General features: G+C 69.1%; 10 protein-coding genes. 7 read left to right on the top strand and 3 right to left on the bottom strand.

Annotated elements, in window-relative coordinates; translation table 11 throughout:
* The first annotated feature begins 336 nt into the window (after positions 1-336).
* From AC07FN_RS18600 to AC07FN_RS18620, 5 genes are all read left to right on the top strand, one after another.
* Positions 337-1,356: an ABC transporter substrate-binding protein gene (locus tag AC07FN_RS18600; RefSeq protein WP_478396731.1), complete on the top strand. Its 1,020-nt coding sequence runs from the start codon at positions 337-339 to the stop codon at positions 1,354-1,356.
* A 502-nt stretch (positions 1,357-1,858) separates the two neighbouring features.
* On the top strand, positions 1,859-2,872 hold the full coding sequence (locus AC07FN_RS18605; RefSeq protein WP_478396732.1) for an ABC transporter substrate-binding protein: 1,014 nt from the start codon (positions 1,859-1,861) through the stop codon (positions 2,870-2,872).
* A 10-nt stretch (positions 2,873-2,882) separates the two neighbouring features.
* Positions 2,883-3,650, top strand: coding sequence for an ABC transporter permease (locus AC07FN_RS18610; RefSeq protein WP_452618286.1), 768 nt, complete (start codon positions 2,883-2,885; stop codon positions 3,648-3,650).
* On the top strand, positions 3,647-4,447 hold the full coding sequence (locus tag AC07FN_RS18615; protein ID WP_452618287.1) for an ABC transporter permease: 801 nt from the start codon (positions 3,647-3,649) through the stop codon (positions 4,445-4,447). The genes AC07FN_RS18610 and AC07FN_RS18615 overlap by 4 nt, the downstream gene beginning before the upstream one ends.
* A gap of 7 nt (positions 4,448-4,454) precedes the next feature.
* The gene (locus tag AC07FN_RS18620; RefSeq protein ID WP_478396733.1) at positions 4,455-5,354 is read left to right on the top strand and encodes an ABC transporter ATP-binding protein; all 900 of its coding nucleotides are present in this window, start codon (positions 4,455-4,457) and stop codon (positions 5,352-5,354) included.
* Positions 5,355-5,532: 178 nt separating this feature from the next.
* Here the strand turns inward: AC07FN_RS18620 and mdlC are convergent, their stop codons facing one another.
* The 3 genes from mdlC to AC07FN_RS18635 form a co-directional block, all read right to left on the bottom strand.
* Complete coding sequence (gene mdlC, locus AC07FN_RS18625) at positions 5,533-7,128, bottom strand: benzoylformate decarboxylase (protein ID WP_478396734.1); 1,596 nt, start codon at positions 7,126-7,128, stop codon at positions 5,533-5,535.
* A gap of 95 nt (positions 7,129-7,223) precedes the next feature.
* Positions 7,224-7,724 carry an LppU/SCO3897 family protein gene (locus tag AC07FN_RS18630; RefSeq protein ID WP_478396735.1) on the bottom strand — a complete coding sequence of 167 codons (501 nt, stop codon included), beginning with the start codon at positions 7,722-7,724 and terminating at the stop codon, positions 7,224-7,226.
* Positions 7,725-7,933: 209 nt separating this feature from the next.
* On the bottom strand, positions 7,934-8,677 hold the full coding sequence (locus AC07FN_RS18635; RefSeq protein WP_478396736.1) for a hypothetical protein: 744 nt from the start codon (positions 8,675-8,677) through the stop codon (positions 7,934-7,936).
* A 173-nt stretch (positions 8,678-8,850) separates the two neighbouring features.
* Here AC07FN_RS18635 and AC07FN_RS18640 point away from each other — a divergent pair, with 173 nt between their 5' ends.
* Positions 8,851-10,512, top strand: coding sequence for a DNA repair helicase XPB (locus AC07FN_RS18640; protein ID WP_478396737.1), 1,662 nt, complete (start codon positions 8,851-8,853; stop codon positions 10,510-10,512).
* A gap of 254 nt (positions 10,513-10,766) precedes the next feature.
* A complete protein-coding gene (locus tag AC07FN_RS18645) occupies positions 10,767-11,360 on the top strand; it encodes a suppressor of fused domain protein (RefSeq protein ID WP_452637198.1) in 594 nt (197 codons plus the stop codon).
* The last annotated feature ends 373 nt before the right edge of the window (positions 11,361-11,733 follow it).

The following is an 11,733-nucleotide window of genomic DNA, read 5'->3' on the forward strand; positions in this document are numbered from 1 at the left end:
AGTTCATCACTCGGAAGAGTGGTATGAACAACACTGGGCCATCCGTGTGACCCGGGCCTAGTTACGCCCAGTTGTCGGGTTTAGTTCAACGTTCTACAGTTCACGGGCACCCGCACCCCGCCACAGCCCGGGAGACGCACAACTTCGCACAAGGGCCGAAACACCCCCGGCGCACGTGACCGACGGGGCTCGCCCGATCCGTGGCTCAGTCCACTGTGCACCAAGCTTCTCCCGGACGTCCCGCGGGGTGAACTTCGCGCCGTCTCGGCACGGCTGCGCCACCGACACCCCACCGCAGCCGCCGCTCCACGTCGCACCCGATGCAAGGAGGAACAGATGAGCCCCGCCCTCGCCCACCACCCCCTGCCACGCAGGAGTCTGCTGAAGCTCGCCGGCGGAGCCGTCACCGCTGGTGCGCTGCTGGGCACGAGCGGTTGCGGGCTCCTCGGTGGATCGCAGGCGGAAAGCGGCGGCAACGGGCTGGTGGAGAAGGCGAACCTGCGCGTCGGCGCCCTGCCGATCAACGACCTCGCCCCGCTGCACCTGGCCGTCCGCAACGGCTACTTCCAGCAGGAGGGCCTGACGGTCGAGATCGTCACCGCCCCGGACGGCAGCGCCGCGCTGAACAGCACCATCGGCGGCGACTACGACATCACCTACAGCAGCTACGTGCCGTTCTTCCAGGCCCAGGCCAAGGGCATCGCGGACCTGAAGATCGTCGCGGACTGCGCGTCGGCCACGCCGAACACGACCGTGATCATGACTTCGCCAGGCTCCAAGGTCCACCTGCCGCAGGACCTGGCGGGCAAGAAGATCGCGATCAGCGGCCCCAACACCATCACCGAGCTGCTGGTCAAGGCCACCATGCACGCCCACGGCGTGGACTACAGCAAGGTGCAGCTGGCGCCGATCCCGTTCATCAACATGCCCGCCGCGCTGCAGCAGGGCCAGGTCGACGCCGCCATCGTCACCGAGCCCTTCCTCACCCTGGCCGCCCGCAACAGCGGCGCCGTGCCGGTGGTGGACACCGCCACCGGTCCGCTGGAGGACCTGCCGCTGACCGGCTACGGGGCGACCGCGAAGTTCTGCCAGGAGAACCCCAAGACCATCGCGGCGTTCCAGCGGGCCATGGACCGCGCCGTCGCCGAGGCGCAGGACCGCAGCAAGATCGAGCCGCTGCTGCCGGAATTCGCCAAGATCGACAAGGACACCGCGGCGATCATCACACTGCTGAAGTTCAACTCGCGCGCCGACGCCACCCGCCTGCAGCGGGTGCCGCGCCTGATGAAGGACTTCGGCTTCATCACCGCCGACCTGGACGTCGCCAGCATGATCGCGACGCCGCCGCAGGCCTGACGTTCTCGCTGGTCACGCCGGCCGTGTGCGCGTCGTGTCGCGGTAGCAGCACAAAACACGCACGGCCGGCGGCCCCGGCGGAGCGCGCCGTTGGTCCAGACGACATTCCGCGTTCGCTCGAATTGCCCAGCGCTATTCAGCTCACCGTCACAATTCGCTCCCGGCCTTGAGCCGAGTGGCGTGAATCACCCAACGCTTGTGAGTGACTCGTGACAACGAGCTAATTACGCCTGGTTGTCGCATGTGGTCCGACCTTCTACAGTTCGGGACACCAAGACCCGCCACCGCACCGGGAGAAACGACGCACCGCCGCCGGACGCGGCACCACCGCGCCCGGAGTCGTTGCTCACCCGCTCTTCCTCCCGGGTCACCATCGCGACGAAACCCGCCACCCCGCACCAGAAACACCCCGTGGCAGCGGAATCGACGCCGACCCGTACCGCTCCCGGCGCAGGGCACAACGGAACACCGCGCACCGCACCCCGATGCCAGGAGGATCCAGATGAGTTCCCTTCCCCGCGCCCTTCCCCGCCGCAACCTGTTGAAACTCGCCGGCGGGATGGTCACGGCAGGCGCCCTGATGGGCACCAGCGGTTGCGGACTCCTGGGCGGTTCGGAGGAGCAGAAGGGCGGGAACGCGCAGGTGGAGAAGGCGCACCTGCGGATCGGCGGGCTGCCCACCAGCGAACTCGCGCCGCTGCACCTGGCGGCGAAGAACGGGCACTTCCAGCGGGAGGGCCTCACCGTCGAGATCATCAACGCGCCCGACGGCGCCACCGCGCTGAACAGCACCATCGGCGGTGACTACGACATCACCTTCAGCAGCTACGTGCCCATCTTCGCCGCCCAGGCCAAGGGCATCGCGCAGCTGAAGATCGTCGCGGACTGCGCGTCGAGCACGCCGAACACCTGCATGATCATGGCGTCGCCGGACTCCAACGTGCGCACGCCGCAGGACCTGGCCGACAAGCGGATCGCGATCAGCGGCGGCGGCACCATCTCCGAACTCCTGGTCAAGGCCTCGATGAAGGCCAACGGCGTGGACTACGAAGGCGTCCAGTGGATGCCGCTGGGGTTCATCAACATGCCCAACGCGCTGCGCACCAACCAGGTCGACGCGGCGTTCGTGGTCGAGCCGTTCCTGACGCTGTCCGCCCGCGACGCGGGCGCCGTCCCGGTGGTGGACACCGTCACCGGACCGCTGGAGGACCTGCCGCTGGGCGGCTACGTGTCGGCGGCCAAGTTCGCCGACGAGAACCCCAAGACCGTGGCGGCGTTCCAGCGCGCCATGGACTCCGCCGTCACCGAGGCGCAGGACCGCAGCAAGATCGAACCGCTGCTGCCCGAATTCGCCAAGATCGACAAGGAGACTGCGGCGATCATCACGCTGCTGAAGATGAATTCCCGCGCCGACGCCACCCGCTTGCAGCGCATTCCGCGGCTGATGCTGGAATTCGGTTACATCGACAAGGAAATCGACGTGGCGAGCATGATCTTCGCGCCGCCGCAGAGCTGAACTCGGGGAAATGACGAAAACACTCCGGGGATTGGTCGGTCTGGTGGGCTTCCTGGTTCTGTGGGAAGCCTTCAGCCGTTCCGAAATCGTCCCCCAGCAATACTTTCCGCCACCGTCCACAGTGCTCGCCCAGTTCGCCGAACTGCTCGGCGATAGCGGCTTCCTGCTCGACCTGATCGCCACCGTGCTGGCCTGGGCGATCGCGCTGGGCATCTCCATCGCCATCGCGGTGCCCGCCGGGCTGCTGCTCGGCAGCGTCCGCTGGATCCGGGTCGCCACCCGGGCGATCATCGAGTTCCTCCGGCCGATCCCGTCGGTGGCGCTGATCCCGCTGGCGATCGTGCTGGTCGGCGCCGGACCGGAAACCAAGATCACGCTCGCGGTCTACGCCGCGGTGTGGCCGATCCTGTTCAACACCATCTACGCGTTGGACGAGATCGACCCGGTGATGGTGGACACCGCGCGCTCCTTCGGGCTGGGCCGGGGCCGGATCATGTTCACGGTGGCGCTGCCGAACGCGGCGCCGTTCGTGCTCACCGGCATCCGGATGTCCGCCGCGGTGGCGCTGATTCTGGTGGTCAGCACCGAGTTCCTGGCGGGCGGCGGCAGCGGCCTCGGCAGCTTCGTGCTCGACGCGAGCACCGGCGCCGGGCGGATGGACCTGGTGCTGGCCGGGACGCTGGTGGCGGGGATCGTCGGCTACCTCATCAACGAGGTGCTGGAACAGGTGCACAAGCGCGGCCTCCGGTGGAGCGCGGTCGACCGGGAGGCGGCGTGATCAAGATGCGCGGATTCCTGCAGCGCTGGGTGGTCTTCATCGGCGCGATCGTGGCCTGGGAGCTGCTCACCCGCGCCGCGCAGAGCCCGTTCTTCCCGCCCCCGACCACGATCGTCGGCGCGGCCGCGGAGAAGTGGTTCAGCGGGCCGGCTTCGTCGCTGTTCCTGACCGACGAGGCGTTCTCCGACCTGCTGGCCAGCCTCGGGCGGATCGCCGCGGGCTGGCTCGTCGCCGTGGTGCTCGGCGTCGCGCTGGGCACCCTGCTCGGCCGGTCCCGCACCGCGCTGGACTACTTCGGGCCGCTGATGGCGTTCATGCGGGCCATCCCGCCGCCGGTGCTGGTGCCGGTCTTCCTGGTGCTGCTGGGCATCGGCACGCAGATGCAGATCACCGTGATCGTCTTCGGCGTGATGTGGCCGATCCTGCTGAACACCGTCGACGGCGTCCGCTCCGTCGACCAGGTCAAGGTGGACACCGCCCGGTCGTTCCGCATCCCGCGCGCGCACTGGATCTTCGGCGTGGTGCTGCCCGCGGCGACCCCGAAGATCTTCGCCGGGCTGCGGGTGAGCCTGTCGCTGGCGCTGGTGCTGATGGTCGTCTCGGAGCTCGTCGGCTCCACCAACGGCATCGGCTACCGGCTGATGTTCGACCAGCGGCAGTTCGACTTCCCCGCGATGTGGGCCGGCATCGTGCTGCTGGGCATCCTCGGATACCTGCTCAACACCCTGCTGCTCGTGGTGGAACGCCGCGCGCTGAGCTGGCAACCCTCGCAGGCGCACCAAGTAGTCGGAGGCTGAACCCCCCATGACCGAAACCAAGATCATGCTCGACGTCTCCGCGCTCGGGCACCGCTACGGCGGCGCGAACGGCCACCAGGCCATCGCCGACCTGACGTTCCAGGTGCGCACCGGCGAACTCGCCTGCATCGTCGGCCCGTCCGGCTGCGGCAAGTCCACCATGCTGCGTTCCATCTCCGGCCTGATCAAGCCGACCACCGGCGACGTCAAGCTGGGCGGCAACCCGGTGAACGGCGTGCCGGAGGACCTGGCCGTCGTGTTCCAGGACTACAGCCGGTCGCTGTTCCCCTGGCTGTCGGTGCGGTCCAACGTCGAATTCCCGCTGCGCTCCAGGGGATTGAGCAAGGCGGAGCGGCGCAGCCGGGCCGACGAGGTGCTCGAATGGGTCGGCCTGAGCGCGGCGGCCAAGAAGTACCCGTGGCAGCTCTCCGGCGGCATGCAGCAGCGCGTGTCGATCGCCCGGGCGCTGGCCTGCCGGCCGGCGCTGCTGCTGATGGACGAGCCGTTCGCCTCGGTGGACGCCCAGACCCGATTCGAGCTGGAAGACCTGCTCCTGCGGGTCCGCAAGCAGTTCGACAGCACGGTGCTGCTGGTCACCCACGACATCGACGAGAGCATCTACCTGGCGGACCGGGTCTTCGTGCTCTCGAAGTCCCCGGCGTCGATCGTGGCGGACCTGGAGATCCCGCTCGGCGACGAGCGCGACCAGATCACCACCCGCGAGTCGGAGACGTTCGTGCACCTCCGCAGCGAGGTGGCCCGCCTCCTCGACGTCCGCAGCGCCCACGCCCCGGCGAAGTCCGGCTCCGCCCCGGCGGAGTCCGATGTGGACGACGCGGAGTCCACTGCGAAGCAGTGGGCCGAGGCGGAGAAGGCGGAGGCGGAGAAGGCCGACGCCCGCAACTGACGCAGCACGCGCGAAGGGCGCCTCCCGCCGGACAGCCCGGCGGGAAGCGCCCTTCGCGTTTCGGCCAAGACCGTGCGGTCCGATGTGGACCGATGGTTCAGCAGGCCATGGCCCGTGAGTACTTTGGGGTGCTATAGCGCCCCAAGCACTCACGGGACCTGGCCAGGCGAAACTCCGGTCAGTACAGGTAGCGCTGGCCCGGGTCGACCTTGACGTGCAGCACGGTCGGGCCGGTCTTGCCCGCGAACTCCTCGGCGAGCGCCGCGTCGAGCTCCTCCGGCGTCCGCACCAGCTTCGACGGGCAGCCCAGGCTGGTCGCCAGCGCGCCGAAGTCGATGCCGCCGAGCTCCACGCCCGGCAGCTTGTCGCCGCCCGCCGCCTCGCCCAGCACCGCCACCGCCGCGTACCGCGAGTTGTCCATGATCACGAACGTGACCGGCGCCTGCTCGCGGACCGCCGTCCACACCGACTGGATCCCGTACATGCTGGAGCCGTCGCCGATCAGCGCGACCGTGCGCCGCGCCGGGTCGGCCATCGCCACCCCGACCGCCGCGCCGATGCCGTACCCGAGCGCGCCGGAGAACCCGGTGAAGAACCCGCCGTCGGTGGACCGGATCGGGAAGTGCTCGTGCAGGTCGTTGCGGTGGCTGGGCGTTTCCTCCACGACGGCCGCGTCCGCGGGCAGCGCCCCGGCGATCGCGTCGAAGACGTAGGCGGCGGTCATCGGCGTCGACGCGGTCGGCTTGGCCGGTCGCGCGTAGCCCTCCTGCGCGCTCCGCTGCTGCGCCTCGACCTGGCCGTTGACCTGCCGCACCGAGTGCGCCAGCGTGCCCAGCACGCCACTGCCCCGCCGCGCCCTGGCGAGCGCGTCCGGGTCGTCGTGCACCAGGAAGATCTCGGGCAGCTCGGCTTCGTTCTCGCCGCGGTACACGTGGTAGGTGAAAGCCGGCGCGCCCCACACGACTACGAGGTCGTGCTTGGCGAGCTCCTCGCCGAGCAACCGCTGCTCGGGCTGCAGGAAACCGGCGAACTGCGGGTGGTCCTCGGGGAACGAGCAGCGCGGCGACATCGGCGCCACGTAGACCGACGCCTGCGTCTTCTCCGCCAGCTCCACCAGCTCCGCGACCACACCGTCGGCGTCCACCGCCGGGCCGACGACGAACGCCGGGCGCTCGCAGCCGCGCAGCGCCTCGGCCAGGCCGGCGACGGCGGCCGGGTCCGGGGCGAAGCCGGGAGTGCGCGGGCGGGCGGTCACCGGCACGCCGGGCTGGTCCCAGTCGTCGGCCGGGACCGACACGAACACCGGGCCGTACGGCGGGGTCGTCGCCAGCTGGTAGGCGCGCACCAGGGCCGCCGGCACGTCCTCGGCGCGGGCCGGTTCGTAGCTCCACTTCACGTACGGATTCGGGAAGGTCGCGGCGTCGGTGGCGCCGAGGAACGGCTCGTCGAACATCAGGGTGCGGGTCTGCTGCCCGGCCGTGATGATCATCGGCGTCCGGTTGCGGTAGGCGGTGAAGATCGCGCCCAGCGCGTGCCCCACGCCGCCCGCGGAGTGCAGGTTGACCAGCACCGGTTCCCGGCGGGACTGCGCGAAGCCGTCGGCCATCGCGACCACCACGGATTCCTGCAGGCCCAACACGTAGCGGAAATCGTCCGGCCATCCGGTCAGGAACGGCACCTCGGTCGTACCCGGGTTGCCGAACACGGTCGTCAGCCCGAGTTCCCGCATCAAACCCCGGGTGATGTCACGGACCGTACGGTCCTCGCTGCGCATCGAAGCCCTCCCTCATCGTGCGAACAACCCCGCTCACCTGCGAGGTTGCCCTGACACGACATCACATCGAAGGCTGCCGAACCAGATCGTCTTTGTCACTGTGCGGAAGGGCCGGTGCACACCGTTCGCGCCGGTTCCGGATAAACGGTGCTCCGGACCGTCCCGGGCGGGCACGCCGCCGCGCCGGTGGTGTCCGACGCCACGCCGGTCACGCGCTCGTTCGCGCCGGGCTCGTCGCAGCGCGCCTTGGTCTCGATGCCTGCCGCCGGAACGCGCAGGCAGTCGCCGACCACCACGTCCGGCACCAGGCACAACCGCAGCCCGCTGTCGCGGCGGACCGTCGCGTACCCCGGCCGGCACGACTCGGAGACCTCGGCGATCAGGAAGTCGGACTCGGCGCCGCCGCAGTCGGCCTGCCGCCAGTCGGGATCCGCCGTGCCGACGCCGGTGATGTCCACGCAGTCCCCGGCCTCGGCCCGGTCGCCGCCGAGGGTGAAGTAGGCGCCGATGACGATGGCGAATCCGATGGCGAGCACGCCGACGTAGGCGACGCGCCAGGCCACCTTCCCGGCCCGGCTGCGCGGCGGATGGCTCATGGATCCCTCCGGAAACGATCTAGCCGCGCAAACCTAGCCGAAGTCGCGGCCCGACCACCGCCGATCAGCACAAACGGCCCGATTTGGCCTGGTTTCAGGATGGGCTTGCGTGGCGGTGCGAGCTGAGTCCCGCACACCGCATGCGACTGATGCCGCATCCTGAAAGGAATCCGGGGTCGTGAGCGCACAACGGCGCTCACGACCGATCACTACTGCACGTTGCCGAAGCAGACGGTGTGCTTCTCGAAGACGTAGTAGCCCTCGCCCTCGGCGCACGCGGTCTTCGGGTCGGTGCTGTCGGCGACCTTGGTCACCTGGTCCTCGGCCTTGCTGCAGTCGATCTTCAGCGGCACGCTGTCCTCCGCGTCGTTGAAGTCCGTCAGGCAGTCGCCCTGCTTGACGTCCAGCTCGATGCAGTAGGTCTTGCCGCCGACGACGTTGGTGTAGTCGTCGAGGCAGAGGCTCCGGTTGTTGCCCTCCACCACGTCGATGATCTTGTAGTCCGAGTCCGCGGAACCGCAGTCAGCGGCGTTCATCTCGCCGCCCTTCTCGCTGACCAGCGAGACGCAGCTGCCGGCCTCGAACGTGCTGCCCGAGCTCTCGGTGGTGCGCTCGGTGCTGCGTTCGGTGGTGCGCGTGGTGCTGCGGTCGGTGCTGGGCTCGGTGGTCGGGCCGGCTTCGGTCCGGCCGCCGCCGCTGTTGACCGCCAGCAGGATGATCGTCACCACGATGCCGATGACCACCACCGCGCCGATGCTGACCAGGCCGATGATCAGGCCGGTGCGGTTCTTCTTCGGCGGCATCGAAGGCGGCTGGCTGCCCGCGACGTGGCGCCAGAAGTCGTCCGAAGCGTTCGGCGGCGGGTACTGGCCCTGCGGGTACGACCCGTGGCCCGGCTGCGATCCGTACGGACCGGACTGCGATCCGTACGGATCCTGCGGTGGATAACTCACTGCTCCTCCGATTTTTGTGCGCAATGAGCAATTTAGCCGAGCCCGTACGGCCGCTAGTGCCCGAACGGGTGATAAAGACGACGGTGGAATACTGGGTGCGGAGTCCGGCCGCCGCCACCGGCACCGCTGATCACCTGCGAAGAAGCCGTCCGACCCGAGGGAGCTGCGCACCCGTGACCGACGGACCCCTGATCGTCCAGTCCGACAAGACCCTGCTGCTGGAGGTCGACCACGACCTCGCCGACGATGCGCGCACCTCCATCGCGCCGTTCGCCGAGCTGGAACGCGCCCCGGAGCACGTGCACACCTACCGCATCACACCGCTCGCGCTGTGGAACGCGCGCGCCGCCGGGCACGACGCGGAACAGGTCGTGGACGGTCTGGTGCGCTTCTCGCGCTACCCGGTGCCGCAGCCGCTGCTGGTGGACATCGTCGAGACGATGGGCCGCTTCGGCCGCCTGCAGCTGGTCAACGATCCGGCGCACGGCCTGGTGCTGAACTCGCTGGACCGCGCGGTGCTGGAAGAGATCCTGCGGCACAAGAAGATCTCGCCGATGCTGGGCGCGCGCATCGACGACGACACCGTGGTGGTGCACCCCAGCGAGCGCGGGCGGCTGAAGCAGATGCTGCTGAAGGTCGGCTGGCCCGCCGAGGACCTGGCCGGCTACGTCGACGGCGAGGCGCACCCGATCGCGCTGCAGCAGGACGGCTGGACGCTGCGCGACTACCAGCAGCAGGCCGTGCAGTCGTTCTGGGCCGGCGGCTCGGGCGTCGTGGTGCTGCCCTGCGGCGCGGGCAAGACGCTGGTCGGCGCGGCGGCGATGGCCGAGGCGCAGGCGACGACGTTGATCCTGGTCACCAACACCGTCGCCGGGCGGCAGTGGAAGCGCGAGCTGATCGAGCGGACCTCGCTGACCGAGGAGGAGATCGGCGAGTACTCCGGGGAGAAGAAGGAGATCCGGCCGGTCACCATCGCGACCTACCAGGTGATCACCCGCCGCTCCAAGGGCGAGTACAAGCACCTGGAGCTGTTCGACTCCCGCGACTGGGGGCTGGTGGTCTACGACGAGGTCCACCTGCTGCCCGCGCCGGTGTTCCGGATGACCGCCGACCTGCAGTCCCGGCGGCGCCTCGGGCTCACCGCGACCCTGGTCCGCGAGGACGGCCGGGAGGGCGACGTGTTCTCCCTGATCGGCCCCAAGCGCTACGACGCGCCGTGGAAGGACATCGAGGCGCAGGGCTGGATCGCGCCCGCCGAGTGCATCGAGGTCCGGGTGACGCTGACCGACAACGAGCGGCTGGAGTACGCCACGGCCGACTCCGACGAGCGCTACAAGATGTGCTCGACGGCGCGCACCAAGTCCCCGGTGGTCAAGGCGATCCTGGACCGGCACCCGGGCGAGCCCGCCCTGGTCATCGGCGCGTACCTGGACCAGCTGCACGAGCTGGGCGAGGCGCTGGACGCGCCGATCGTGGAGGGCTCGACGAAGAACAAGGAGCGCGAGGAGCTCTTCGACGCCTTCCGGCGCGGCGAGATCAGCCGGCTCGTGGTGTCGAAGGTCGCGAACTTCTCCATCGACCTGCCGGAGGCGTCGGTCGCCGTGCAGGTGTCCGGGACCTTCGGGTCGCGGCAGGAGGAGGCGCAGCGGCTCGGCCGGCTGCTGCGGCCGAAGGCCGACGGCAAGCAGGCGCACTTCTACTCGGTGGTGTCGCGGGACACCCTGGACACCGACTACGCGGCGCACCGGCAGCGCTTCCTCGCCGAGCAGGGCTACGCGTACAAAATCGTCGACGCCGACGACCTGCTCGGGCCGGCGATCCCGGACGTCGGGTGACGACAATTGGGGGACACACCCGGTCGGCTGTCATCCAAAAGTGTCCGAGTTCGGCCCCGCAGCGGCTACCGTTGCGATGAACGCACGCAGCACCCGAGTCGCAGGTCGCCCCGGGTCCGGGGTGCGCGGGCGCCAGGAGGAACGCAGGTGCGGATGTTCCGCAAGATGCTGGAGGCGTCATGAGCGAAGCTTCGCCATTCCTCGCTCATGCGAGCCGGTCTGACGCGGGTATCGAGCAAGGTACTGGAGATCGGATGGCCACCGAGCAGGAACGCGCGGCGATGGGCGGCGCGCACCGGTTCGTCGGACTCGCGGAAAGCCTGGAACGCCACGCCGGGACGCCGACCGGCGCCGAACCGCCGAACGCGCACGGCACCAACCGCGGCTACGGGCTGGTGTTCTTCCACCTGCAGCAGTACCACCTGACCACGGTGATCAGCACCGGCCTGCGGTTCCAGCCGCTGGGCGCCGAACCGGCCCAGGAACTCGCGTGCACCGTCTACAAGGAGCAGGCCGAAGCCGCCCGGCACCTGGTCGACCTCACCGCCGGCCTGCTGGTGCAGCAGCGCACCCACCTGGTGCCGGACCAGATCGTGCCGAACGAGCAACCGCTGCTGCCGGGCACCGAGTTCCACGGGGTGCTGGCCAGCGGCCACCCGCTGTTCCCGCCGGAGTTCACCAGGTTCACCGATCCGGACGGGGTCGAGCAGCTGCAGGTGTTCACGCTGCTGCCGGTCACCCTCGGCGAGCTGAACTACATCCTGGACAACGGCGTCACCTCGCTGCGCCAGCAGTGGGCCCGGTTCGAGGTGGACGTCTTCGACCTCGGCCGCCCCAGCGTGGTCTGAGCAGAGCGCAATTTCCATTGAAATCGAACCTTCGATTTCAATAATGGAAATTGAAGTCCATCGGCGTGTCAGGCCACGACACGCCGGTGGGTGTGGACAACTCCCGCAATTTCAATGAGCCTTTTTCAACCTGGTTTGTGCAGGTTGGGTGGGTGTGGCGTGTCGGTGCGTGAAAAGTAGTGAAGCTCCTGGTAGCTGGATTGTCGACCAAGATCAAACCAGGAGCACCAGGAGCTTCACGTGTTGTTGTATCCGTCGACGATCGATCTGTCCACCACCACCCTGCAGTATGTCGCCGGCATGCTGCGGGCCCATCGCGCGACGATCGGGTCTGTGTGGCGCAAGCTCCCGCCGCACCGGCAGGCACTGGTCG

The sequence above is a fragment of the Saccharopolyspora sp. NPDC045941 genome (assembly GCF_056431445.1).